The organism is Bacillus sp. KS1 (assembly GCF_020075515.1).
GTDB lineage: Bacteria > Bacillota > Bacilli > Bacillales > Bacillaceae > Bacillus > Bacillus velezensis.
In genome coordinates, this window is sequence record NZ_JACAWW010000004.1 from 50,771 (window position 1) to 75,155 (window position 24,385).

Genomic DNA, 24,385 nt, shown 5'->3' on the forward strand with positions numbered 1-24,385 from the left:
GAATAACTAGAGAGAGGTGAACGCTATGAATACGTTTGAAATCGGCACAATCGTAAAAGGGTTTTATAAAACAGGAGCATACATAGGGGAAGTGACAGACGTCAGGCCCAATCACTATTTAGTGAAAATTAAAGCCGTTCTGACGCATCCCGCTCAAGGAGATCTTCATCATCCGAAGCAGGCGGATGTTCCGTTTTTTCATGAAAGAAGAGCGCTTGCATTCGGGGAACAGACAAACATACCGCATCAGATGGTCAAACCGTTTGATGGCGAGGTGCCTGATTATACGGCTTCCTTACAAGCGGCGTCTGCCCGGCTGAAAGATCAGCTTACAGCGGACGGCTCAGAATGGGCGGAACGTTCGCTCGACAACTTGGCCGCGTTAGAGCGCGATTATTTTAAAAGAACTTGACCCAGTCGGCATGATTGGGTTTTTTTATGTGGCCCGGCGAAACAGTTCAGTCAGATCGACGCGATCACCGATCGTGGGAGGTTTCGGTTTTTCAAGATATTGTTTATCCCGCTCGACAAGCTTGAATAATTTGTATGTCGTCCGCGCATCATCCAGTGCTTTATGATGCGTGCCCGTCCCTTTATCGCCATACTCTTCTGCCGCTTTCCAAAGGCCGGTCAATGTTCTGTCGCCGAAGAAGTTTTTGTATTCAAGGGACAGATCCCGAAGTTCTCCTTTGAACGGAAAAGGGATGTGGTTAAACATGCAATTTTGCTTTAACACTTTCATATCCATATTGCCCCAGGTGACGATCGTGCAGTTTTTATCAGGATCAAGCTCATTTAATTTGCGGATGAATTCATTAAACGTGATTCCGCCGTCCACGTCTTTTTGGGTGATGTTCAGAAAGGTTTTGCATCGTTTCGTCAGCTTCGGAAATTTTTTCGGTTTGATATAACTCGAAAACGTTTCAGTCACTTCATCATTCACCGTCTTGACAATTCCCGCTTCAATAATTTCGGGAAAGAAATTTTGCGGGCTGTATTTTCCGTCAGGCATTGTAAATTCAAAATCAATAATGAGCAGACTGCGCTGATCCACTTTTTTTACACCTGCCTTTCCTCCGATCAAAAATGATATTTTATGATAGTATATCAGTTTCCCCTCTGAAACTTTCTTCATTTTCTAAAAATAATGAATTTTCCTATATCCGCATCGAAAATACAAATACCGGATTCATTCCTATATACTTATGATTAGACACACGAAAAGTAAAGAAGGTGATGTTATTTCTGTCCGTAAGAAGAACTTCGTCGTCATTTGGATTACAAATTTCTTTATTTCCGCCAGCATGACCATGATTGTTCCGTTTCTTTCGTTATATATCGAAACGATCAGCCCCCATTCGGGCGGGTATGTGCAGAGATGGAGCGGGTATGTGTTCGGCGTCACGTTTTTAATGGCGTTTGTGATTTCCCCGTTTTGGGGCAGATTCGGCGATAAGCGCGGCTACAAAAAAATTCTCTTGATTACAGGAACCGGCATTGCCGTCAGCATTTTATTGATGGGGTTTGTGACATCCGTTTATCAGCTGTTTGTCCTGCGGCTGCTTATGGGTCTTGTAACAGGCTTTGTTCCGACATCGCTTGCCATGATTTCGGCGCAGACGCCGAAAGAGACTGCCGGGAAGACGCTCGGCACACTGCAGATGGGTCAGGTGTCAGGCACTTTATTCGGACCGATGCTGGGCGGGCTGCTCGCTGACAGCTTCGGGTTTACGTACACGTTTTTTATTACGTCTTTTGTTATTTTCGCATCTGTGCTTCTCGTTTTATTTCAGGTGAATGAGCAGCCGCTCGGCGAGAAACAAAACAAGCGGAAAACCTATTCCAGAAAACAGGTGCTCTCCTATATTTTTCACCAGCCCGCGCTTTGGGCGATGATGGTGCTTACTATGATCGTGCAGACCGGCAATTTCAGTATTCAGCCGCTGCTCGCTTTATATGTCAATGAGCTGCACGGACCTGTTAATTTAGCTTTTTTCTCCGGAATGGCGTTTTCAGCGACCGGACTCGGAAGCTTATTGCTTGCCCGGAAATGGGGGGACTTCGGCGACCGCTTCGGCCACAGCCGGATCTTAATCGTGCTTTTGATTGCCTCAGCGGTGTTTTTCATTCCGCAGGCGCTCGCCTCCTCCCTCTCCATTCTGTTAGTCTTCAGATTTCTGTTCGGCATGGTCATGGGCGGCACGCTCCCCTGCATTACGGCCGCGATCCGCGTCAGGGCGCCGGGCAGCATCCAGGGAGAGGTGCTCGGCTATAACGTCAGCTTTCGTTTTCTCGGAAATGTGCTCGGCCCTCTGCTCGGAGGTGCGGTCTCGAGCGGTTTTTCCATTTCGGCTGCTTTCTACGTCACCGCCTTTCTCTTTTTAATAGGCGCGGGGCTTTTATGGATGGCGGGACATCTGCAAAAGGATACAGCGTCAAATGCGGGCTGACCGGCAGCGATCACGATTTCTTCTAAATTTAACCTTCTCGTATTCTTAAAAGAATGATACGATATGGCTAGAAATCAGGAGAAAAGAGAGTGACCATGGTACGTAAAATAATCGGATGGATTTTGCTGCTCGGCATTATCCCGTTGTGTGCATTTACAGTTATTGCTTCCGGCAAAGAGGTAAAACAAATCAAGCCTTTTGATCAGGTGCTCGATAAACATATTGATTTAAAAGCGATCAACCTGGTTCAAAACAGTTACATGTATGACAGGGACGGAAGCCTTGTTTCTGAGATTGTCAGCGATCATGAGAACCGCGTGATCGTGCCCTTTAATAAAATACCGAATGAGGTAAAACAACTGTTTTTAACCTCTGAAGACCGTCATTTTTATGAGCATAAAGGATTTGACTTTATGGGGATGGTCAGGGCGGCCGCCTCCAATTTCAAAGATCATAAAATTGATCAGGGCGCCAGCACCATCACCCAGCAGCTGGCAAGGAATGTGTATTTAAGCCATGAACGCACCTTCAGCCGAAAACTGACGGAGCTGGCCTATTCCTATCAGCTTGAGAAAAAATACAGCAAAGATGAGATTTTAGAAGGCTACTTAAATACGATTTATTTTAATAACGGCGTATACGGTGTCGGTTCGGCGGCACAATTTTATTTCAGCAAGCCGCTGAAATCTCTCACTTTGGGAGAAATGGCCTTTATCTGCGCCATCCCTAATAACCCTACATTATATGATCCTCTCAAGCATTTTGATTATACGAAAAAACGACAAGTCAGATTGCTTAACGGATTAAAAAAAGCAGGCGTTATATCCGGGAAACAGCTGAAAAAAGCTGAAAAGGAAAAGATCAAGCTTGATATAAACGAAAAAACAAATAAATATCCTGACTATGTTTCCTATGTAAATGATGAATTCACACAGCTTGTTTCATCATCCGAAGGCTATGACAAACGTCTTGAAAAAGCTTCCGGAAAGGCGAAACAAAAAATACAGAGTGAGCTTTCCGACAGAGTCAGCACATTGTTAAAAGACGGCGTGAAGATTTATACGGCGCTGAATCCGTATATGCAAAACCAGGTCGTCGCCCAAGTGAATCAAAATCTGCCGTATGCAGGCGTCCAGGGCGGAGCGGCCGTGATTAATCATCAGACACATCAGATTATCGCGCTTTCAGGCGGGAAAGATTATCATAAATATGATTTCAACCGCGCCTATCAAGCATACAGACAGCCCGGTTCTTCCATTAAGCCGCTGCTTGATTACGGACCTTACATTGAAAAAACCGGCGCAACGCCACACAGCAAGATTGACGCAAGCAAATTCTGCAGCGCGGATTACTGCCCGCAGAACTACAATAACCGCACGTACGGTACGGTCACACTGGAAACGGCGTTTAAATACTCGTACAACACACCGGCCATCAGAATCATGGACCGCGTCGGCGTCAATAAGGCGTTCAGCTACCTTGAACCGTTTCATTTCGCGAAGCTGGTCAGCGCGGATTACCGTCTGCCTGCGGCGCTTGGCGGTTTTACAAACGGCATGACGCCGCTTGAAATGACCAATGCGTACACCACGTTCGGCAATAACGGCGTTTATACGCCGAGTCACGCGATTACAAAAGTGACTGATTTAAAAGGAAAAACGATATTAAAATGGAAAGATGAGCCGACGCAGGTATTCAGCGTGCGGACTAACATGCAGATCAAAGAAATGATGAAAGCCGTCGTCAAAAGCGGAACAGGAAAAAAAGCGAACTTTAAAGCTCCGTACGTCGGCGGAAAATCAGGAACGTCAAATGACTATCACGATATGTGGTTTGTCGGTCTGACGGACGCTTATACGATGGGGGTATGGGTCGGCAAGGATACACCGTCAAGCGTCGAATATCTTCATGACGCAAGCCCTCAGCTTTCGATCTGGAAAAACACGCTGCAGGCAGCTTATTAAAGATAACGGAGGGGATCCGCTTTGAAACCAGCTCAGCTTCCGGACCGCGTACTTTTGTTTGACGGCGTCTGCAACTTATGCAACGGCGCCGTTCAATTCATCATTAAACGCGATCCGGCCGGCAAAATCTCATTTGCATCATTGCAATCAGATACCGCCCGGGAGCTTTTGGCATCAGAAGGACTTCCGACAGAACAATTTGACAGCATGATTTTTATCGAGAACGGGCGGATATACAAAAAATCCGCAGCCGTGTTAAAGGTTTCCCGTCATCTCCGCGGAGCCTGGCGGCTGTCAGCGGTTTTTTTCGCAGTGCCCCGCCCCCTCAGGGACAGAGCCTATTCTTTCATCGCTCGGCGCCGTTACAAATGGTTCGGAAAAAGGGAAGCATGCATGCTCCCCTCCCCTGAGATCAAAAATAGATTTCTGTCTTAACAAAAATGGCTAGCTTACACAGGTAAGCTAGCCATTATGCTATTATAAAGCTTGATAAAGATGTACAAAATACCGATAACAAAAGTAAACCAAAACAGAATCTCAAGCAATATAAAACCGATCAGCGAAACGATAGAGAGTGTCGAATAGATTCTGTACACCATGAAAATCAAATAAACGAGCGTAACAACGGCAAATAACGCCGCAATCCAAAAACCATTCTGCACGAGCGCAAAGGAAAGAATTCCTCCGCCTACATAAATTAAAGAGCCTAATCTGATTTTTTTCAGATTGTCCCCCTCAGGGTCATTTGTGAAAAACAAAAGAGACAGCTCTGTCACTGTGTTTGCAATCAGCTTCAAAGCCGAAAAAAGCATAAAATACACAAGGGCGAACGCTGCAAAAAGCGCCAGTCTGATCCCTTTCTCAGAGAAATAATCCAGCATCCCCTGATACATGCCGAGCGTCTGAAGTATCTTCATGACATAAAGCGAGGTAGAAATGGATAATGACGAACTAAAAAGCAGAATCGCAACGAGCGGAAAATAACCCGTCCAATAAGTATTTTTCATATAAAAAGTCCCTTTCTGTAATCTACCTCACTTATTATGGAGGACTTAAAACACATTGACAAGATAAAAAATTCCATTTTTCCTCACTTTTACGAAATAAGGGCCTGATCTTCACAAACCGGCTTTTTCGGAGTAAAGTAGAACGCGGGAATGATAAACGTAAGGAAGGCTGTTATGAAAAAAACATTAAAATTGCAAACCCGATTAACGATATTCGTCTGTATTGTCGTCCTTATCGCACTTTGTATCACCTTTTTCACGATCAGCGTCCAAACAGCTGACCGCGTGAAAGAAGAAGAACGGACAACCGCGCTGCGCACCGCAAAGCTGGTCGCGGAAACACCGAGTGTCGCGCAGGCATTGCAAACAAGAAAAGGGCTGAAAGAGCTCCGAAATTATACACTGGATGTCCAGCATACGACAGGAACCGAATTTGTCGTGGTGATGGATATGAACAGCATCCGCCTCACCCACCCCGACGCAAATAAAATCGGGAAGAAATTCACCGGCGGAGACGAACAGCCGGCGATGCACGGCCATATCAAAACGAGCACATCAGCGGGAACTCTCGGAAAATCCATGAGAGCCTTCGTACCCATCTATGGAAAAGATAAAAAACAAGTGGGCGTCGTTTCGGTCGGAATTTCGCTTAACAAAATACAGGATGTCGTCAGCCACAGTTTGAGACCGCTTTATTTCATCATCTGCGTAAGTATTTTTGTCGGCGTCATCGGAGCCGTCATTGTCGCCCGCACCGTCAAAAACATTATGTACGGCCTTGAGCCTTATGAAATCGCCACCCTCCTGGAAGAGCGGAGCGCCATGCTCGAATCAACGAAGGAAGGCATTCTGGCGGTTGACGCGCGGGGAAAAATAAAGCTCGCCAATGCGGAGGCGAAACGGCTTTTTATTAAAATGGGTATTCCGACTAATCCGGTCGATCAAGATGTGAACGATATTCTCCCGAAAAGCCGGCTGAAACAGGTGATTGAAACGAAAAAACCGCTTCAGGACAGGGATATCCGCATTAACGGACTTGAGCTGGTCTTTAATGAGGTTCCGATTCATCTGAAAGGACAAACCGTCGGAGCGATCGCCACGTTCAGGGACAAAACGGAGGTCAAACATTTAGCAGAACAGCTGTCCGGTGTTAAAATGTATGCAAACGCATTAAGAGCCCAGTCTCATGAATTCATGAATAAGCTTCATGTCATTTTAGGGCTTGTCCAGTTAAAAGAATACGATGATCTCGGCACTTATATTAAAGACATTGCCATTCAGCAGAAGACGGAAACAAGCGAGATTATAAGCGATGTCAAAAGTCCGGTTCTCGCAGGGTTTCTTCTAGGAAAACAAAGCTACATACGCGAACAGGGCGCTGATCTGGACATTCAGCTCGGCAGCCTGATCCCGAATGCGGCAGATCCGGCCGTCATCCATGAGCTCATTACGATTATCGGAAATCTGTTAAACAACGCGCTCGACGCGGTGGCGCAGATGCCGAAAAAAAACATTACGTGCTCGATGCGGTTTCAGGATCGCCAGCTTGATATAGAGATTACGGATACGGGAGCCGGAATGTCTGCGGCAGACCAAGCCCGTATTTTTGAACAAGGTTATTCCACGAAAGGGACAAACCGGGGGTTCGGCCTCTATTTCACCCAGCAGGCAACAGAAAATTTAAAAGGCCATATGATTGTGACAAGTGAAAAGAATGAAGGAACGACTTTCAGTCTTCGCATTCCGTATGAACCGAAGGAGGAAAATGATGATTAATGTACTCATAGTTGAAGACGACCCCATGGTGGGTGAATTAAATAAACGCTATCTCAGCCAGATTGAAGGATTTCAGCTGAAAGGGATCGCATCATCCTTTCAAAGCGCGCTGCACGTGCTGAGCGAGCATCATATCGATCTCATCCTTCTTGACATTTACATGCCGGGAAAAAACGGGCTTGAGCTTTTAACGGAAATCCGCAAGCAGAATGAATCGGTTGATGTCATCGTCATTTCGGCCGCTAGCGAGCTGGACGTCATCAAAAAAACGCTTCGATACGGCGCCGTCGATTATTTAATCAAACCATTTGAATTTGACCGCTTTCAAACCGCTCTTTCCGACTACAGACGCAAACAGAAAGTTTATCAATCACACAGAAGCATGACACAGAAAGAATTGGATGCCGAGCTTTTTCAAAAGAAAGAAGCGGCGGAAAAGGTTCACCTTCCGAAGGGATTGACAAAAAGCACGCTTAAACTCATCTGGGCGAGCATTGAGTCTTTCGGCGACAGTTCTTTTACTACGGAAGATCTCGCCAAGCATACTGAAATCTCGCAAGTCTCCATCCGGAAGTACCTTAAATTTCTGGAAGACATTCAAGTGCTGAATGTAGAGATGGCGTACGGCACAATCGGAAGGCCCGTCTTTCAATACCATATCAACACAGGCAATGTCAGCAGCATCAAACAATATTTATAATGTCAAAAAGCGCCGTTCCGCTGTGAACGGTGCTTTTTTACTGTCATATCCCGTGACAAAAGGCTTGAGATTCCTTTTTGATATGCTATATAAGGATAATGACCCGGCTGATTCTCCTCTGTTTTAACCAGATGAGGAAGCCGATTCATAAAATTGATATTTTTTAAAAATAAGCAAATTTCTATTTATTTATGGCGGGTAAAATGATAAATTATGATTGGTTAGCAGATCTTTTCAGATAAGTCATAAGTCCCGAACTCGGAAGAGACAGCCGCTCAAGGCGGGAAAAAGAGAGACGTCTCATCACTATTATCAGAAAGTTTTTTCGATTCTGCATCCGGTACGGGGAATCAAGTCTGAATTGAACAGCACAGCCATATTTTACAGGGGGGTTATATCTTTGAAAAAACGCAAAATCGGAATGGCGATGGCGCTCATCGCGGCGGCCGGAACCATATTAAGCGCATGCGGTTCAAGTGACAAAGCAAACGGCTCCGGCAGCAAAAACTTTACCGTCGGCATGGTAACGGATATCGGCGGTGTCGATGACAAATCATTTAACCAGTCCGCCTGGGAAGGCATCCAGGCATTCGGAAAAGACAACGGGCTTACAAAAGGCAAAAGCGGTTTTGACTATCTTCAATCAAAATCAGATGCAGATTATACAACGAACTTAAATAAATTAGCGCGGGAGCACTTTGACCTGATTTACGGCGTCGGGTATCTGATGCAGGATTCCATCAGCGAAATCGCCGATCAGCGCAAAGACACAAATTTTGCGATCATTGACGCCGTTGTCAAAAAAGACAACGTGGCGAGCCTTACATTTAAGGAGCAGGAAGGTTCATTCCTCGTGGGAGCGGCCGCTGCGCTATCGAGCAAAACGGGAAAAGTCGGATTCGTTGGCGGAATGGAGTCTGAATTGATCAAAAAATTCGAAATCGGATTCCGCGCGGGTGTACAAGCCGCAAATCCGAAAGCGACCGTCGAAGTGAAATATGCGGGCGGATTTGACAAAGCCGATGTCGGTAAGGCGACAGCTGAAAGCATGTACAAATCAGGCGTTGACGTCATTTATCACGCGGCCGGCGCAACGGGAACGGGCGTCTTCACAGAAGCGAAAAATCTGAAAAAAGAAGATCCGAAGCGGAACGTATGGGTTATCGGTGTTGATAAAGACCAGTACGCGGAAGGTCAAGTCAAAGGCACAAAAGACAATGTCACTCTGACATCAATGGTGAAAAAAGTGGATACAGCCGTAGAGGACTTAACTAAAAAAGCGAGTGACGGGAAATTCCCGGGCGGCAAAACATTAACATACGGTTTGGCGCAAGATGCAGTCGGCATCTCGGATCACAAGGAGAACCTTTCTGACGATGTCATCAAAGCAACAGACGATTGGAAGAAGAAAATCGCGGACGGACTCGAGATCCCTTCAACTGAAAAAGAATTGAAATCCTTCAAGGCTGAGTAAGAACCAGGGGATAAGGAGACTTCCGTGCTTATCCCCTCTCTTTTATGAAAAGAGCGGTGAAGGAAAAGCTGCATCTCTTGCAGCTTTTCTTTTGCCAAGCTCTTTCTCATCAAAGTATCTCTGAAAAGGAGCGTCAAATCGGTGGATTATATCATTGAAATGCTGAATATACGCAAGGAATTTCCCGGAATCGTCGCCAATGATGACGTCACGCTTCAAGTGAAAAAAGGCGAAATACACGCCCTTCTCGGTGAAAATGGCGCCGGAAAATCGACACTCATGAACGTTTTATTCGGTCTGTATCAGCCGGAAAAAGGCGAGATCCGGGTGCGGGGCGAACGCGTTCACATCAACAGCCCGAACAAAGCCAACGATCTCGGCATCGGGATGGTGCACCAGCATTTTATGCTTGTGGACACCTTTACCGTCTCAGAAAATATCATTCTCGGAAAAGAGCCGAAAACATTCGGCCGAATTGACAGACAGCGCGCCGACCGGGACGTGCGCGATATTTCCGACCGTTACGGCCTGCACATTGATCCTGAAGCCAAAGTTGCCGATATTTCCGTCGGTATGCAGCAGCGGGCGGAAATATTAAAGACCCTCTACCGGGGCGCCGACATTCTCATTTTTGACGAGCCGACCGCGGTGCTGACTCCGCACGAAATTCAAGAACTGATTCAGATTATGAAAAATCTTGTCAATGAAGGAAAATCAATTATCCTCATCACCCACAAATTAAAAGAGATTATGGAAGTCTGCGACCGTGTCACCATCATCCGGAAAGGAAAAGGCATTACAACACTCGATGTCGCACATACGGATCAAGATGAACTGGCAAGCCTTATGGTCGGACGCGAAGTGTCATTCAAGACGGATAAAAAGCCGGCCGATCCGAAACAAGAAGTGCTTTCGCTTTCTGATGTAACGATTAAAGACGCACGCGGCGTTGAGGCGGTCAAGCAGCTCTCCCTCTCTGTCAGAGCCGGTGAAATCGTCGGCATTGCGGGCGTTGACGGAAACGGCCAGTCTGAATTAATTGAAGCCATTACAGGTCTCAGAAAAACAAATGCCGGCACGATCACGTTAAACGGCAAACAGCTGCAAAACATGCCGCCCAGGAAAGTCACTGAAGCCGGCATCGGGCATATTCCGCAGGACAGGCATAAACACGGGCTCGTCCTTGATTTTCCGATCGGAGAAAATATCGTGCTGCAAAGTTATTACCAAAAGCCCTACTCTTCTTTCGGCATATTAAATAAACACACGATTTATGACAAAGCGCGAAGCCTGATTGAAGAATACGATGTCAAGACACCTGATGAATATACGCCTGCGCGCGCTCTCTCCGGAGGGAATCAGCAAAAGGCCATTATCGGCCGGGAAGTGGACAGAAATCCTGATCTTTTAATTGCGGCCCAGCCGACGCGGGGACTCGATGTCGGCGCGATTGAATTCGTCCATAAAAAGCTCATTGAGCAGCGTGACGCCGGTAAAGCGGTGCTTCTGTTATCTTTTGAACTTGATGAAATAATGAATCTCAGCGATCGCATCGCCGTCATCTTTGAAGGCAGCATCATCGCAAACGTCAATCCGCTTGAAACAAACGAGCAGGAGCTCGGGCTTTTAATGGCGGGAAGTAAGCAAATGGAGGCGGGGAAAACACATGATTAATCGACTTTCTCATCTGGCTGTGCCGCTGATTGCGATCATCCTTGGGTTAGCTGCGGGTGCGGTCATCATGCTCGCAAGCGGCTACAATGTCGTAAGCGGGTATTCGGCTCTTTGGAGCGGCATTTTCGGTGAAGTGTATTACATCGGGGAATCGATCCGGCAGATTACGCCATATATTTTGTCCGGATTGGCCGTGGCATTCGCATTTCGGACCGGCCTGTTTAATATCGGGGTTGAAGGACAGCTCCTTGTCGGCTGGACCGCCGCGGTGTGGGTCGGCGCTTCCTTTGACGCCCCCGCTTACATCCACCTTCCGCTTTCGTTATTGGCGGCCGCGGCTGCGGGCGGCATTTGGGGTCTGATTCCCGGATTTTTAAAAGCCCGTTTTTTTGTCCACGAAGTGATTGTCACGATCATGATGAATTATATCGCTCTTCATTTAACCAATTATCTCATTTCCGATGTCATGACGGACCACCGGGACAAAACAGACAAAATTCATGAAAGCGCGTCGCTCCGCTCGCCGTTTTTAGAACAGCTGACAGATTACTCCCGCCTTCACTGGGGCATTCTAATCGCTCTGTTTGCGGCAGTCCTCATGTGGTTTATCATTCATAAAACAAAAAGCGGATTTGAATTCCGGGCTGTCGGCTTTAACCAGCACGCCGCACAATACGCCGGAATGAGCGTCAGAAAAAATATGATGTACGCCATGATGATTTCCGGCGCCTTCGCAGGGCTTGCCGGCGCGATGGAAGGACTCGGAACCTTTCAATACGCGGCGGTTAAGGGCGCCTTTACCGGCGTCGGCTTCGACGGCATTGCGGTTGCGCTTCTCGGCGGCAGCACGGCAATCGGCGTTGTTCTGGCGGCATGTCTTCTCGGCGGCCTTAAAATCGGGGCATTAAATATGCCGATTGAATCCGGCGTGCCTTCTGAAGTTGTTGACATCGTCATCGCCATTATTATTTTGTTTGTGGCATCAAGCTACGCCATCCGTCTCATCCTTGATAAATTGAAGAAAAAGGGGGCGAAGTAAGTGGACTTCCTGCAGATTTTATCCATTATTGTCCCGGCAACACTCGTATATGCGGCTCCGCTTATTTTAACCGCTCTCGGCGGCGTGTTTTCTGAAAGATCTGGGGTTGTCAACATCGGTCTTGAAGGACTGATGATTATCGGCGCCTTTACAAGCGTCATGTTTAACTTATTTTTCGGACGCGAGCTTGGCGCCGCCGCTCCGTGGCTCGCTCTGGCTGCGGCTATGATTGCCGGCGGACTGTTCTCACTGATCCACGCGGCCGCCGCGGTTTCTTTCCGCGCCGATCAGACGGTAACCGGTGTGGCGATCAATATGCTCGCGTTAGGAGCGACACTGTTTATCGTCAAGCTGATCTACGGAAAGGCGCAGACTGATAAAATCCCGGAGCCCTTTTACAAAACGAACATTCCCGGGTTAAGCGATATTCCGGTTTTAGGAAAGATTTTCTTTTCCGACGTATATTATACATCGATTTTAGCCATCGTACTGGCCTTTGTTTCCTGGTTTATTTTATTCAAAACGCCGTTCGGCCTCCGCATCCGTTCTGTCGGGGAACATCCGATGGCGGCCGATACGATGGGAATCAACGTGTTCGGCATGCGCTATATCGGCGTCATGATCAGCGGACTGTTCGGCGGGCTCGGCGGCGGTGTGTATGCTTCCACGATCGCGCTTGATTTCACGCACTCCACCATTTCCGGGCAAGGCTTTATCGCTCTTGCCGCACTGGTTTTCGGCAAATGGCATCCGATCGGCGCGCTCGGGGCTGCGCTGTTCTTCGGGTTCGCACAGAGTTTGAGCATTATCGGCTCGCTTTTGCCCCTGTTCAAAGACATTCCGAATGTATACATGCTGATGGCTCCTTACATTCTGACCATTCTCGCGCTTGCCGGCTTCATCGGCCGCGCGGATGCGCCTAAGGCCAACGGCATCCCTTACATTAAAGGAAAACGCTGATTGCCACAAAAAAGAGTTCCGCACCCTGGTGCCGGAACTCTTTTCATCTATATACGATTCTGATATACTCACGCGGCTGAAACGGTGTTTGCATTGATTCAGCCGCACTCAGCTTGTCTTCCGCGTATTCCGCACCGAGAAAAAAACGTTCCCATTCATCTGCCTCCGCCTGCTGCCGCTCTTTGCAGAAATCATCTGCTATGAATGTTCCTGCGATAATAGAACAAAATATTCCAATACAGGCCGCCGCTTTTCTCTTCATCTGATCAGCTCCTTTTTTAAAAGCTTGATCTGAAAGATAAATGTATATACAAAGATCAGGATATTTGATAAATTTATTTTAGGTTCAAAAGACCACAAAATCACAGAAAGGAATACATTATGCCGTAGCAGGGTAAAAAAAAGTGCGATATAATTTGTACTGGGTCCTATGACCGTGAATTGATTGATTCACTCTTACATAAAGCAGTTGCTTGATGAAAAAACAAGCAAAGGAGGTCTTCTGTTGCAGCTGTTACATTTCGCGATTTTGGCGCCTTTTTTATTTGCATTTATCGTTCCCTTTCTTTATAAACGGGTAAAACAAGTCCATACAGGCTGGTTTGTGCTGATACTGCCCATTGTGCTGTTTGTTTACTTTATCAGCAAGCTCCCTGTCACAATGGCCGGAGAAACCGTCCGGTATGCGGCCGAATGGATTCCGTCACTCGGTATTAACTATACCGTTTATATTGACGGACTCGGGCTGCTATTCGCTTTATTGATTACGGGCATCGGCTCTTTGGTGACGCTTTACAGTATTTTTTACTTATCGAAGGACAAAGAAAAGCTCGGCCCCTTTTATGTGTACCTGCTGATGTTTATGGGCGCGATGCTCGGCGTTGTGCTCGTCGATAACGTTATCGTTCTTTATATGTTCTGGGAGCTGACAAGCCTGTCATCCTTCTTATTAATCGGGTATTGGCATAAGCGGAAGAAATCACGCTACGGGGCGGAAAAGTCACTGCTGATTACCGTCGGCGGCGGGCTGTGCATGCTCGGCGGCTTTATCCTGCTGTATCTGATGACGGATTCTTTCAGTATCAGGGAAATGGTCAACCAGGTGCATATTATCGCAGGCCATCCGTTCTTTATTCCGGCGATGGTTCTCCTGTTATTGGGAGCCTTTACGAAATCAGCGCAGTTTCCGTTTTATATCTGGCTGCCTGATGCCATGGAGGCGCCGACTCCTGTCAGCGCCTATCTGCACTCGGCTACAATGGTGAAAGCGGGCATTTATGTGATTGCCAGATTCAGTCCGGTTTTTGCATTTTCACCCGTCTGGTTTTGGACGGTTGCCTCAGTCGGTTTGATCACGATGGTATGGGCTTCCTTCAATGCGATTAAACAAACCGATTTAAAAGCGATTCTGGCATTTTCCACAGTCAGTCAGCTCGGTATGATTGTATCGATGCTCGGCGCAGGAGCCGCCGCGCTTCATTACCAGCATTCAGAGTATTTTACGGCGGCTGTCACCGCGGCTGTGTTTCACTTAATTAACCATGCTACTTTTAAAGGAAGTTTATTTATGGCGGTCGGCATTATCGACCATGAAACGGGAACACGGGACATCCGCAGGCTCGGCGGCCTGATGGCGCTTATGCCAGTAACGTTCACCGTTTCACTGATCGGAACGTTTTCCATGGCGGGCCTCCCTCCGTTTAACGGCTTTTTAAGTAAAGAGATGTTCTTTACAAGTATGCTGCGGATTGCTCATGCAGATATTTTCAGCCTGGATACGTGGGGCGTGCTGTTCCCCGTTCTCGCATGGATCGGGAGCGTCTTCACTTTCATCTACAGCATGAAGCTGTTTTTCAGAACGTTCAGCGGCGCGCGCAAACCTGATCAGCTTGAAAAGACGCCGCATGAAGCACCGCTCGGCATGCTGATTTCGCCGGTCATTCTTGCCGCTTGCGCCGTCAGTCTGTTTTTTGCACCGAACGTTTTGTCTTACAGCCTGATTGAACCGGCGATGAACTCCATTTATCCGGCTCTGTTAACCGGCGGAGATACATTCCATGTCCATATTTCCCAGTGGCACGGGGTGACGGCTGAGCTAATGATGACCCTCGGTATCATCATTGTCGGCACGATCGGTTACGTAACGCTGTCTAAATGGGAGCGGCTGTATGGTCTGTTTCCGAAAAAACTGACGCTGAACCGGCTCTACGATGCGGTGAGGGGCAGTATGGAAAAAAGGTCTTACCAGCTGACGTCATCTTATATGACCGGATTTTTACGGGATTATCTGCTGTATATTTTTGCGGCGTTTATCATTCTCATCGGAACGGCAATCGTCATGAAAGGCGGCTTTTCCATGACAGCGAAAGGAATGGCTGAGATCGGCCTTTATGAGATCGTGCTGTCCCTCGTTATGGTGAGCGCAACAGTTGCGACTGTGTTCGCCAAATCGCGGCTGACGGCCATTATCTCACTCGGTGTTGTCGGGTACACACTCGCGCTGTTTTTCGTGATTTTCAGAGCGCCCGATCTGGCGCTCACGCAACTCGTCATTGAGACGATATCCGTCGCCTTGTTTCTTCTTTGTTTTTACCATCTGCCGAAAATGCGGCGGAAAAAGAAGACAAGAACATTCCGGATGACGAATTTTATCATTTCTCTCGGTGTCGGCGTCATCGTGACAATGCTCGGAATCGCGTCTTCCAGCGAAAAAACAAAAGACAGCATCTCCTCCTTTTTCACCGCTTACAGCCATAAGCTCGGGGGAGGAAACAATATCGTCAACGTCATCCTCGTTGATTTCAGGGGATTTGATACGATGTTTGAAATCACGGTGCTGTCGATTGCCGCACTCGGTATTTACGGCATGATCAGAACGAAAGTAAAAGAGGAGGGAGAAGAGCGTTGAGACAGCAAAAAACAAACGACATCATCCTTCAGACGGCAACGAAGCTTGTATCTTTTATCATTCTGCTTTTCTCTTTCTATTTATTTTTATCGGGGCATAACGCTCCCGGCGGAGGATTTGTCGGCGGACTGATTACGTCTTCGGCCATCGTGCTGTTGCTTTTGGCCTTTGATTTAAAAACCGTCAAATCGATTTTGCCCGTCAATTTTATTTATGTGGCGGGCGCGGGTCTGCTTATCGCGATTGCAACGGGTGCAGGTTCGTTCTTATTCGGAGCACCCTTTCTCACCCATACATTCGGCCATTTTCATCTCCCGGTGCTTGGGAATACGGAGCTTGCGACGGCCACTTTGTTTGATTTAGGTGTGTATCTCGTTGTTGTCGGCGTGACGATGACCATTATTCAAACGATTGGAGAGGAAGAATAATGGAAATCTTAATGTCTGTCATTGCCGGTATTTTGTTTATGGCGGCAACCTACCTGCTGCTTTCTAAAAGTCTGCTGCGCGTGATTATCGGCACCGCGCTTTTAAGCCACGGCGTCCATTTGCTGCTTCTGACCATGGGCGGACTGAAAAAAGGCGCTCCTCCCATACTGGGCGGAAAAAGCACGTCGTTTGTCGATCCGCTGCCGCAGGCACTCATACTGACGGCGATCGTTATTTCGTTCGGCGTCACGTCCTTTTTGCTTGTGATGGCGTTTCGCGCCTATCAGGAACTGAAATCGGACGATATGGATCGAATGAGGGGAAATGATCAACATGAATAACTTTGTGATATTGCCTATTCTGGTGCCGCTGCTTGCCGCAGTGCTGCTGATTTTTATGAACAGGCGCGTGATGCTGATGCGGATATTCAGCACTGCCGCTTCCTGTGTCTCCATCGTCATCAGCGCCGCTCTCGTTCAGACGGTTTTCACACACGGGATTCAGACGCTGACACTCGGCGGATGGAAAGCGCCGTACGGCATTGTGCTCGCCGCGGATCAGCTCGCCGCACTGCTTGTTTTGACAACCGCCATAATCGGGCTGCTCGTCACCCTGTACTCCTTCCGCTCCATCGGAGAAAAAAGGGAGCGCGCTTTCTATTATTCAGGGGTGCAGTTTCTTCTGGCCGGCGTAAGCGGAGCGTTTTTGACGGGTGACCTGTTCAACATGTACGTCTTTTTTGAGCTTCTGCTTATCGCGTCCTACATGCTGATCGTGCTTGGCGGAACGAAAATTCAATTAAGAGAATCATTGAAGTATATCGTGTTTAACATTGTGTCATCCGCGTTTTTTGTCATCGGCGTCGGTTACTTATATGCGGTGACGGGCACGCTGAATATGGCTGATCTAAGCGTAAAAATAAGCGAATCGGGCCAGACCGGGCTGATCACCGTCATCGGCGTCTTATTTCTCGTCGTATTCGGTTTAAAGGGCGGGATATTCCCGCTGTATTTCTGGATGCCGGGCTCTTATTACGCCCCGCCGGCTGCGATTTCGGCCTTATTCGGGTCTCTTTTGACGAAAGTCGGCCTGTATGCCATTTTAAGAGTATTCACCCTGATCTTTATTCACGATACGGGCTTTACCCACCAATTGATGATGTGGCTTGCGATGCTGACGGTGCTATTCGGCGTAATCGGATCTATCGCCTTTTCGGATGTCATGAAAATCGTCATCTACAATATTATTACAGCCGTCGGCGTGATTTTGTTCGGCATTGCCATGAACACGCCGGCCTCCATTCAAGGAGCGGTTTATTACTTGATTCACGATATGCTGATTAAAGGAGCGCTGTTTATGCTTGCCGGCACGCTTATCGCATTGACAGGCACTGCCAGCCTGCATAAAATGGGCGGACTGATCACCCGTTATCCCGTTTTAGGATGGATGTTCTTTATTTCAGCCATATCTTTGGCCGGCATCCCGCCGTTCAGCGGATTTGTGGGCAAGCTGAAGATCGCGGAAGGCGGGTTCGATAAGGGGGAAACATTGTTTTCCGTATTGATTCTCTTATCCAGCCTGCTTGTGCTCTATTCCGTGCTGAAGGTTTTTACGACGGCTTTTTGGGGGGAAGAAAAAGAAATCCCCGGCGCAGGCGGACGGTCCGCAAAAGGACTTCTTTATCCGGCAGCCGCTTTTCTCCTTTTGTCGCTTCTGTTCGGGCTCGGAACCGAATGGGTTTCACCGTATGTCAATCAGACGGCTGAGAATCTGCTGAATCCGGAAAAATACATTGAAGCTGTTTTGAAGGAGTAGATGGCATGGCTTTTCAACTATTATTAAATGTTCTTCTCGCTGTTTGCTGGATGTTTCTCACAAACAGCCTCAGCGCCGGAGGTTTTATGACCGGATTTATCGCGGGCTTGGTGGCGCTGTTTTTTTTCCGGCGCTTCTTCTCGCGGCCGTTTTACATTTGGAAAATATGGTCGGTCATCAGACTGATGCTGATCTTTATAAAGGAATTATATCTGGCCAATGTCAGCGTGCTGAAAACCGTTATATCTCCGAAACTGAACATCCGTCCGGGCATTTTCGCGTTTAAGACGGAATTGACGGAGGATTGGGAGATCACGCTGCTCTCGCTGTTAATCACTTTAACACCGGGTACGCTCGTGATGGATATCTCCGATGACCGGTCGATTCTCTATATACACGCCATGGACATTGAAGATGCGGAGAAAGCGATTCATGACATCCGCGTCTCTTTTGAGAAAGCCATTCAGGAGGTGAGCCGCTGATGTTTACGTTTATTCTGCAATTATCACTCGGCATTATGGCGGTTTCGACTCTTCTGTACGTCATTCGCGTCATAAAAGGGCCTACGGTACCGGACCGGGTTGTCGCGCTTGATGGAATCGGCATTAATCTGATTGCCATGACCGCGCTTGTATCCATTCTCTTAAACACATCGGCCTTTTTGGACATCATTCTGCTGCTCGGCATTTTATCGTTTATCGGCACGATTGCCTTTGCTAAGTTTTTAGAGAAAGGAGAGATTATCGAAAATGATCGAAATCGTTAAATGGGCCGTCGCCGTTTGTATTCTGATGGGGGCGCTGATCTGCCTGGTCGCGTCTATCGGCACACTCAGGCTTCCTGACGTGTATACACGCGCACACGCCTCTTCAAAAGGCTCGACACTAGGGGTTAATTTGATATTGCTCGGGGTGTTAGGCTACTTGTGGATGCTGACCGGAGAAATTTCTGTAAAAATACTGCTCGGCATCATTTTTATCCTGCTGACGGCGCCGGTCGGAGCGCACCTCATATGCAGGGCCGCGTACAATTCGGGAGCGGCGCTTGATAAAAGAAGCGTTCAGGATGATTACAAAGGGATCAGAAACTTTGTGATCAAACGAAAAGAAGATTCATATTTGTAAAAACAAACAGCCGGACGATTCAGGGTTCCGGCTGTTTGTTTATTTTGTTATAACAGCCAGCGTACAGCGGGAAACACAGATCAGCCTTTCCCTTTCATCGAAAATGTTAATCCCGTACACAATGGTTGCTCTGCCCGTGTGAACGGGTTCCGCTATTGCCGTAACCGTCCCGCCCTCTTTCACGGATTTTAAATGATTGGCATTAATCTCAAGCCCGACACACGCCTGTTTCGACCGGTCAATAAAATGCTGGGCCCCGACACTTGCAACAGTCTCCGCCAGCGCTGCTGACGCGCCCCCGTGCAGATATCCGAAAGGCTGCACCGTTCTCTTATCCACCGGCATCACCGCCACGCATCTCTCCGGCGTGTTTTCAGTGATTTCAATACCGAGTGCGCCGAGCAATGTATTGTTCAGATTCATAGGTCATTCTCCCTTCAAGATTTATAGTACGTTATCTGACTTGGCGATCAGCACCGCTTCAGTGCGGGAGCCGACATTCAGCTTGTTAAAAATGGATGTCAGGCTGTATTCAATCGACCGCTTGCTTAAGTGAAGCGCATCTGCGATTTCCTGATTGGTCAAACCTTTTTCGACCTCTTGGAGAATATGGCGCTCTCTCGGGGTTAACCGATCCTGCTCACTTTGAGGGGAAGAAGACGTTTTTGTTTTTTGCTGGGTCATCAGCTGTTTGAAATAGGAGAAATCAACTAAAATCTGTCCGTTGAGCACGTGATATATGTATTGCATGATTTTCTCTTTAGATTCGGTTTTGCTGATGGCGCCATGCAGGCCCGCGCGGATGGATTCTTCAAAATAATCTTCAACCTCATAGCCTGTGTAGACAATGATTTTACAGAGAGGATTCTCTTTTAAGATTTTCTTGGAAAGCTCTATGCCGCTGATGTCATCACCCAGATTTAAATCCATTAATATGAGATCGTAAGCTGAAAAATCATGCCGGAGAACAAATTGTTCACTGGCATCAGGACTGAGGCAATCGACAGAAAGATTCGTGTCCGTTTCCAGAATCGTCTTGGTGCCCTCCATGACAGCCGGATGATCATCAATCACTAGTATCTTTTTCATGGTTTCCTCCCTTTTACTCACTCATTTCCATTTTATTAAAAAGACTTGGCTTCTGCCAAGTCGATTTGGTGATAAATTGGTTACAATTCCATTTCAATATCCGCTTTAAAACCGTTTCCTTCACTTGTGTCGATTTTCATCCGTCCGTCAAGCGCACGGACGCGCTCCTTAATACCCGAAAGACCCATGCTCATCGACTGCCCGCCGCCTTCTTCCTGATTGCAGCCGACACCGTCGTCTTCATAATGCAGAATCACTTTATTTTGAATGCTGATCAGCATAATCAGCACCTCATTCGCCTGTGAATGCTTCATGGCGTTCGAAAGAAATTCCTGAATGATGCGGTACAAATTCAGCTGCGTATCCAAATCCAGCGCCGCCGTAAACCGGCCCGTATTCAGACGGATATGAAACGGCGCACGCTCCTGCTGCTGTGCGGCAAGCTTGGATACCGCCTTGACCAGACCCAAATCATACAGCAGCTGAGGCCGAAGCTCATGGCACGTCTCCCGGGTCATCAAAATGACATCCGACATCTGCTCATTCATCTGATGAAGCTTGTCCTGCACCTCTAACTGGCAAGGCTCCTCTTTCTTAAAATCGGCCAGAAACAGCTCACACTGGCGCTTCAAAGAAATCAAGTCCTGCAGCACTGAATCATGCAGATCACGGGCCAAATCCGACCGCTGCTTTTCCTCGATCGTAAACATCAGCTTTTTGAGCCAGACCGGGTTTGTCTCTTGTTTCTTTAAATCTTCGAGATGATTCATAAGTTCTTCGATTTTCATCACGTTTTCTATTGAAACATTAACGTAAAAAGATAATGTTTTTAACCAAGAAATTTCTTCACGTGACAAACGGGGCGTATTCATCTTAGACAAACAGAGAACAACGAATGATCTATCTCCCCGTTCTCCTACTTTCATTGCGAAACCTTGATTAAACTCCGTTATTTTTCCTATCTCAACAGTAACACTATTTAAAAGCACTTGATAATCATCTATCAAACTTGAATCTCTTTCGTCAAATGCCTTTACATTCCCATCATACGTAACTTCAAATATATACACTTTACTTGTAAGAGTTACTTCGAGAATGGTGGTTTTTAATTCTCCAAAAACCTGATTTAAAGAAGACGAGTTTCTGATTAATTGGGTAAACTTATAAATACTGTCTTGGTAATTGAATCTTTCAGAGACCCTTTTTAATTTAAACCGGAAATCGAGTATTTCTTTATAATAAAAAACAGCTAACATTAAAATATAAATTAAAAATGTCAGTTTGAGATTGTAAAAATTTTCTTCCGGCTCACGTAATAACTCTATTGTCGTAACCAGAATTATAGTTGGGGTTAACGCTAAAAAGCCATAATATTTTAACTTACTTAAGATAAAATCAACGTTATATATTTTATTCGACATGAATTGATATACAAGTGAAAAAGGTATTAGCAGCATAAATGATGCTGTTAAGAAAGAAGAGACATAATAATCATTAAAAAATACATACGGTATAAGATACAGACATAAAAAAGGCGAAAATGCCAATATATTTATAACTACAAGCACCTTTATAATATGTGCCTGATCAGTATCTTTGTTTCTTCTCAAAATAACAATAAAGTAATATGCTACAATCAAAAAAAGAAGAAAAAACGAAATCAAATTAAATTTTGGAATAAAATCACCAAAAGATAATCGCGACCGAAATAATTCAAATAATATATTTATAGTTGGAAATAAATACAAAACGAAAACTTTTTTGCTGAAAAGCACTGTACCTAATTCTTTAAAGTAATGATAAAGAAACAGAAGATAATTTAAAGGTACAGTTATTAATGTTAACAACATGATACATCTGCTAAGCAAATCGCCTTTTGCCGATCCTCCAGCACTAATATATGCAATTGAAGCAGACAAAAGAAATACAATTAGCACCAAAGCAGATTTCAAGTTTTTTTCTTCATTTATTTTAATGATGAAGAAACAGCAAAATAAACATACTACATAAAAAATTATCGGTATTAAGTAAGTACTGAAGTTCCTATCATTAAATAAATTGAGCTTAATCTCAATATCATGACCGTTTCTATCAACGACCATCGAGTTTACATTTTTCAGCTTATTCATTTGAATATTAATTGACTTTACATTTTGGTGGTTAATATTCTTTACTATATCTCCCTTTTGCACTCCGGCGTAATATGCCATTGTAAAATCTTCTACATCTTTTATTTTAATTTCGCCCTGTTTATTTTCAGAAATTGTGGCGCCGACTAAAAGATTATTTGTGCTTATATAAGTCAGATAAATGACATATACCAATGTAAGCAGAATTAAGACAACTGAAACCTTATTGTACTTGGACTTCATTTATATCATCCTCAATATTTCCAATCACCGCCGAAAGAAATAACATCTATACCCTTAAACGCATTTATAACACAATCTGTTTGATCCTGGCTAACTCCAATCAGACTAGCATTGCCTTCAATCACTTTATTTAAAACTTCTGGATTTTTGGTTAAGTATCCTACAATTTCCTGCATTATTTTTCATCCTCCTCTAAATTAACAATCGCATTTAATAAAGTTTCCGTTTTATTTCTCTCTATCTCCAATTCAAATATCTTACTTTTTATTTTTTTTAACGACAAATGTTTCAAAACCAATAAGTATTGGGTTACACCTGCTTCAATTAATTTCTTTTTTATGTCTCGGGTCTTTAAGGTTTTGAATAACTCTGGGTTTTCATACCATTGTAAGATTTCTTCAGAAGCTTTATTGAATTTCTTTTTTAAGTATAAATAAGCAAGTGTATTTTTGCGTTGAACAAAATCATTATTCAAGTAAAACAAACCTTGATAATCATTATCAATCTGGGATATTATTCCGAGTTCATATGAATATGATTGAACGATTGGATTTAACTTTCCTGTAGCCAGCATCGCGCCCATAACGCAAGGCAATGCAGTTAAAGAGCCAGATTTATTCTTAATCATTTTCAAACACTCTTCTTCAGTTTGCGGTGCATTCAAAATATCATCTTGCTGGCCCTCAATTGAATTCAAAGCAAAGTTTAATATTTGCTTAAGAAAATACGGATTTTCACTAATCTGATTCATAACCTGTATACTTAATGTATAGAGGGCCGTTACAGTATTCAGCGTAATGGGGAGACCTGTTTTCATCCATTCCATTTTCAGATTATCATTATCTTCTAAATCATCATAAATGTCGTATGACAGGACTAATAATTCTATGCCTACGGCTAACTTTAAAATCGCCTCTGTGTCTCTGCCATTGAACGCTTTGTAATGTTGATATGCCAATTCAGCAAATCCAAATGAATCTTTTGATGCAATAAATTTTAGAAGGTACATTTTCAAGTTAGTATTGCATATATTGTGCTCCACAATTTCCTTCATTTTCTCTTTAATCGTTTTGGCATCTAAACACATTTGCTCAATAATTGTCTTCACCCTCCCATTCTATTTTACTAAATGCAGGTGATGAAAGACAGCAGGTTTTTCGTTTTTTAACAATCGTATAATACTTTATCCATGAAATGGATAAAAAATGCACAAAAAAAAGACTTGTTTCCAAGTCTTTTTAAGAAATTTTCATTGCATATGAGAATTTATCGAGCTGATCAATGCTTTTGTTAATGTTTCGTAATGAGTCGGTTGTTTCTCTGATATCATTTTCAAGTCGGAATAATAATTGCTTTACTTCTTCTAATTTGTTTTCCACCGTTTCCACACTCCTTTTTTTGAAAGATCAATGAATTGTGTATGGTGAACGAGTCCTAGGTATTTGATCTGTTACTAATAGTGTAAACGTTTTTGCGGGATTTTTCACCGAAAAGTATGTGTAAAAGTATCTGCGTGACACCGCAAACCAGGGTAATCCCATAGTCCCGAACAGAGCATTTAGCGAACAGGACTATATAACTACCAGAAAGGCAGACGTTTAGGAT

26 protein-coding genes are annotated in these 24,385 nt (G+C 45.4%); 17 read left to right on the plus strand and 9 right to left on the minus strand.

Annotated features, from left to right (window positions below; translation table 11 throughout):
• Positions 1 to 25 precede the first annotated feature (25 nt).
• Entirely contained in the window at positions 26 to 412 is a 387-nt protein-coding gene (locus HWY38_RS00610; RefSeq protein ID WP_015240473.1) for a kinase-associated lipoprotein B, read from the plus strand.
• A 24-nt stretch (positions 413 to 436) separates the two neighbouring features.
• Here HWY38_RS00610 and kapD read toward each other — a convergent pair whose 3' ends face one another.
• Positions 437 to 1,054, minus strand: a complete 618-nt coding sequence (kapD, locus tag HWY38_RS00615; RefSeq protein ID WP_003152084.1) for a 3'-5' exonuclease KapD — start codon at positions 1,052 to 1,054, stop codon at positions 437 to 439.
• 151 nt (positions 1,055 to 1,205) lie between these two features.
• Here kapD and HWY38_RS00620 point away from each other — a divergent pair, with 151 nt between their 5' ends.
• The 3 genes from HWY38_RS00620 (at position 1,206) to HWY38_RS00630 (ending at position 4,849) form a co-directional block, all read left to right on the plus strand.
• On the plus strand, positions 1,206 to 2,450 hold the full coding sequence (locus HWY38_RS00620) for a multidrug efflux MFS transporter (RefSeq protein ID WP_072589511.1): 1,245 nt from the start codon (positions 1,206 to 1,208) through the stop codon (positions 2,448 to 2,450).
• 89 nt (positions 2,451 to 2,539) lie between these two features.
• Positions 2,540 to 4,414: a transglycosylase domain-containing protein gene (locus HWY38_RS00625; protein ID WP_012118304.1), complete on the plus strand. Its 1,875-nt coding sequence runs from the start codon at positions 2,540 to 2,542 to the stop codon at positions 4,412 to 4,414.
• Between the two features lie 21 nt (positions 4,415 to 4,435).
• The gene (locus tag HWY38_RS00630; RefSeq protein WP_007408661.1) at positions 4,436 to 4,849 is read left to right on the plus strand and encodes a thiol-disulfide oxidoreductase DCC family protein; all 414 of its coding nucleotides are present in this window, start codon (positions 4,436 to 4,438) and stop codon (positions 4,847 to 4,849) included.
• A 14-nt stretch (positions 4,850 to 4,863) separates the two neighbouring features.
• Here HWY38_RS00630 and HWY38_RS00635 read toward each other — a convergent pair whose 3' ends face one another.
• Positions 4,864 to 5,421: a YufK family protein gene (locus HWY38_RS00635; RefSeq protein ID WP_007408662.1), complete on the minus strand. Its 558-nt coding sequence runs from the start codon at positions 5,419 to 5,421 to the stop codon at positions 4,864 to 4,866.
• Between the two features lie 174 nt (positions 5,422 to 5,595).
• On the opposite strand from HWY38_RS00635, the gene malK reads away from it, so the two are divergent.
• From malK to nupQ, 6 genes are all read left to right on the plus strand, one after another.
• On the plus strand, positions 5,596 to 7,197 hold the full coding sequence (gene malK, locus HWY38_RS00640) for a malate sensor histidine kinase MalK (protein ID WP_003152078.1): 1,602 nt from the start codon (positions 5,596 to 5,598) through the stop codon (positions 7,195 to 7,197).
• Positions 7,190 to 7,897, plus strand: coding sequence for a response regulator (locus HWY38_RS00645; protein ID WP_029326021.1), 708 nt, complete (start codon positions 7,190 to 7,192; stop codon positions 7,895 to 7,897). The genes malK and HWY38_RS00645 overlap by 8 nt, the downstream gene beginning before the upstream one ends.
• A gap of 400 nt (positions 7,898 to 8,297) precedes the next feature.
• Positions 8,298 to 9,371 (plus strand): BMP family protein, encoded by a 1,074-nt coding sequence (locus HWY38_RS00650; RefSeq protein WP_007408665.1) that lies wholly within the window; start codon positions 8,298 to 8,300, stop codon positions 9,369 to 9,371.
• A gap of 141 nt (positions 9,372 to 9,512) precedes the next feature.
• A complete protein-coding gene (locus HWY38_RS00655; RefSeq protein WP_224181060.1) occupies positions 9,513 to 11,045 on the plus strand; it encodes an ABC transporter ATP-binding protein in 1,533 nt (510 codons plus the stop codon).
• A complete protein-coding gene (locus tag HWY38_RS00660) occupies positions 11,038 to 12,084 on the plus strand; it encodes an ABC transporter permease (RefSeq protein ID WP_224181061.1) in 1,047 nt (348 codons plus the stop codon). The genes HWY38_RS00655 and HWY38_RS00660 overlap by 8 nt, the downstream gene beginning before the upstream one ends.
• A complete protein-coding gene (gene nupQ / locus HWY38_RS00665; protein WP_003152071.1) occupies positions 12,085 to 13,044 on the plus strand; it encodes a guanosine ABC transporter permease NupQ in 960 nt (319 codons plus the stop codon).
• Between the two features lie 43 nt (positions 13,045 to 13,087).
• On the opposite strand, the gene HWY38_RS00670 is transcribed toward nupQ, so the two are convergent.
• Positions 13,088 to 13,306, minus strand: coding sequence for a hypothetical protein (locus HWY38_RS00670; protein ID WP_224181062.1), 219 nt, complete (start codon positions 13,304 to 13,306; stop codon positions 13,088 to 13,090).
• Positions 13,307 to 13,549: 243 nt separating this feature from the next.
• On the opposite strand from HWY38_RS00670, the gene HWY38_RS00675 reads away from it, so the two are divergent.
• Genes HWY38_RS00675 through mnhG form a run of 7 tightly spaced genes read left to right on the plus strand, consistent with a single transcriptional unit; the run spans position 13,550 to position 19,319 of the window.
• Complete coding sequence (locus HWY38_RS00675; RefSeq protein WP_224181063.1) at positions 13,550 to 15,952, plus strand: Na+/H+ antiporter subunit A; 2,403 nt, start codon at positions 13,550 to 13,552, stop codon at positions 15,950 to 15,952.
• Positions 15,949 to 16,380: a Na(+)/H(+) antiporter subunit B gene (locus HWY38_RS00680; RefSeq protein WP_007613424.1), complete on the plus strand. Its 432-nt coding sequence runs from the start codon at positions 15,949 to 15,951 to the stop codon at positions 16,378 to 16,380. Before HWY38_RS00675 ends, HWY38_RS00680 begins: the two co-directional genes overlap by 4 nt.
• Positions 16,380 to 16,721 (plus strand): Na(+)/H(+) antiporter subunit C, encoded by a 342-nt coding sequence (locus HWY38_RS00685; RefSeq protein WP_082998530.1) that lies wholly within the window; start codon positions 16,380 to 16,382, stop codon positions 16,719 to 16,721. Before HWY38_RS00680 ends, HWY38_RS00685 begins: the two co-directional genes overlap by 1 nt.
• Positions 16,714 to 18,195, plus strand: coding sequence for a Na+/H+ antiporter subunit D (locus tag HWY38_RS00690; RefSeq protein ID WP_038459658.1), 1,482 nt, complete (start codon positions 16,714 to 16,716; stop codon positions 18,193 to 18,195). Before HWY38_RS00685 ends, HWY38_RS00690 begins: the two co-directional genes overlap by 8 nt.
• A 5-nt stretch (positions 18,196 to 18,200) precedes the next feature.
• Entirely contained in the window at positions 18,201 to 18,677 is a 477-nt protein-coding gene (locus HWY38_RS00695) for a Na+/H+ antiporter subunit E (protein WP_224181064.1), read from the plus strand.
• Positions 18,677 to 18,961, plus strand: a complete 285-nt coding sequence (locus HWY38_RS00700; RefSeq protein ID WP_017419420.1) for a Na(+)/H(+) antiporter subunit F1 — start codon at positions 18,677 to 18,679, stop codon at positions 18,959 to 18,961. Before HWY38_RS00695 ends, HWY38_RS00700 begins: the two co-directional genes overlap by 1 nt.
• On the plus strand, positions 18,945 to 19,319 hold the full coding sequence (gene mnhG, locus HWY38_RS00705; protein WP_123117416.1) for a monovalent cation/H(+) antiporter subunit G: 375 nt from the start codon (positions 18,945 to 18,947) through the stop codon (positions 19,317 to 19,319). Before HWY38_RS00700 ends, mnhG begins: the two co-directional genes overlap by 17 nt.
• Positions 19,320 to 19,358: 39 nt before the next feature.
• Here the strand turns inward: mnhG and HWY38_RS00710 are convergent, their stop codons facing one another.
• The 6 genes from HWY38_RS00710 to degQ all read right to left on the minus strand — a co-directional run bounded on the left by HWY38_RS00710 (position 19,359) and on the right by degQ (position 24,159).
• The gene (locus tag HWY38_RS00710; RefSeq protein ID WP_007613430.1) at positions 19,359 to 19,742 is read right to left on the minus strand and encodes a hotdog fold thioesterase; all 384 of its coding nucleotides are present in this window, start codon (positions 19,740 to 19,742) and stop codon (positions 19,359 to 19,361) included.
• 21 nt (positions 19,743 to 19,763) lie between these two features.
• Positions 19,764 to 20,408 (minus strand): response regulator transcription factor, encoded by a 645-nt coding sequence (locus tag HWY38_RS00715; RefSeq protein WP_003152052.1) that lies wholly within the window; start codon positions 20,406 to 20,408, stop codon positions 19,764 to 19,766.
• 80 nt (positions 20,409 to 20,488) lie between these two features.
• On the minus strand, positions 20,489 to 22,780 hold the full coding sequence (locus HWY38_RS00720) for a histidine kinase (RefSeq protein WP_224181065.1): 2,292 nt from the start codon (positions 22,778 to 22,780) through the stop codon (positions 20,489 to 20,491).
• Between the two features lie 11 nt (positions 22,781 to 22,791).
• Complete coding sequence (gene comX, locus HWY38_RS00725) at positions 22,792 to 22,956, minus strand: competence pheromone ComX (protein WP_007613432.1); 165 nt, start codon at positions 22,954 to 22,956, stop codon at positions 22,792 to 22,794.
• The gene (locus HWY38_RS00730; protein WP_079891857.1) at positions 22,956 to 23,867 is read right to left on the minus strand and encodes a polyprenyl synthetase family protein; all 912 of its coding nucleotides are present in this window, start codon (positions 23,865 to 23,867) and stop codon (positions 22,956 to 22,958) included. The genes comX and HWY38_RS00730 overlap by 1 nt, the downstream gene beginning before the upstream one ends.
• Before the next feature lie 151 nt (positions 23,868 to 24,018).
• The gene (gene degQ / locus HWY38_RS00735; protein WP_003152043.1) at positions 24,019 to 24,159 is read right to left on the minus strand and encodes a degradation enzyme regulation protein DegQ; all 141 of its coding nucleotides are present in this window, start codon (positions 24,157 to 24,159) and stop codon (positions 24,019 to 24,021) included.
• Positions 24,160 to 24,385: the final 226 nt, after the last annotated feature.

Excerpts from the sequence above, each read along its gene's own strand:
- malK (WP_003152078.1), top strand. The coding sequence starts at position 5,596 with ATGAAAAAAACATTAAAATTGCAAACCCGATTAACGATATTCGTCTGT.
- HWY38_RS00690 (WP_038459658.1), top strand. The coding sequence starts at position 16,714 with ATGAATAACTTTGTGATATTGCCTATTCTGGTGCCGCTGCTTGCCGCA.
- HWY38_RS00685 (WP_082998530.1), top strand. The coding sequence starts at position 16,380 with ATGGAAATCTTAATGTCTGTCATTGCCGGTATTTTGTTTATGGCGGCA.
- HWY38_RS00645 (WP_029326021.1), top strand. The coding sequence starts at position 7,190 with ATGATTAATGTACTCATAGTTGAAGACGACCCCATGGTGGGTGAATTA.
- comX (WP_007613432.1), bottom strand. The coding sequence starts at position 22,956 with ATGCAGGAAATTGTAGGATACTTAACCAAAAATCCAGAAGTTTTAAAT.
- HWY38_RS00620 (WP_072589511.1), top strand. The coding sequence starts at position 1,206 with ATGATTAGACACACGAAAAGTAAAGAAGGTGATGTTATTTCTGTCCGT.
- HWY38_RS00610 (WP_015240473.1), top strand. The coding sequence starts at position 26 with ATGAATACGTTTGAAATCGGCACAATCGTAAAAGGGTTTTATAAAACA.
- HWY38_RS00710 (WP_007613430.1), bottom strand. The coding sequence starts at position 19,742 with ATGAATCTGAACAATACATTGCTCGGCGCACTCGGTATTGAAATCACT.
- HWY38_RS00660 (WP_224181061.1), top strand. The coding sequence starts at position 11,038 with ATGATTAATCGACTTTCTCATCTGGCTGTGCCGCTGATTGCGATCATC.
- HWY38_RS00720 (WP_224181065.1), bottom strand. The coding sequence starts at position 22,780 with ATGAAGTCCAAGTACAATAAGGTTTCAGTTGTCTTAATTCTGCTTACA.
- HWY38_RS00715 (WP_003152052.1), bottom strand. The coding sequence starts at position 20,408 with ATGAAAAAGATACTAGTGATTGATGATCATCCGGCTGTCATGGAGGGC.
- HWY38_RS00670 (WP_224181062.1), bottom strand. The coding sequence starts at position 13,306 with ATGAAGAGAAAAGCGGCGGCCTGTATTGGAATATTTTGTTCTATTATC.
- mnhG (WP_123117416.1), top strand. The coding sequence starts at position 18,945 with ATGATCGAAATCGTTAAATGGGCCGTCGCCGTTTGTATTCTGATGGGG.
- HWY38_RS00695 (WP_224181064.1), top strand. The coding sequence starts at position 18,201 with ATGGCTTTTCAACTATTATTAAATGTTCTTCTCGCTGTTTGCTGGATG.
- HWY38_RS00700 (WP_017419420.1), top strand. The coding sequence starts at position 18,677 with ATGTTTACGTTTATTCTGCAATTATCACTCGGCATTATGGCGGTTTCG.
- HWY38_RS00635 (WP_007408662.1), bottom strand. The coding sequence starts at position 5,421 with ATGAAAAATACTTATTGGACGGGTTATTTTCCGCTCGTTGCGATTCTG.
- HWY38_RS00730 (WP_079891857.1), bottom strand. The coding sequence starts at position 23,867 with ATGTGTTTAGATGCCAAAACGATTAAAGAGAAAATGAAGGAAATTGTG.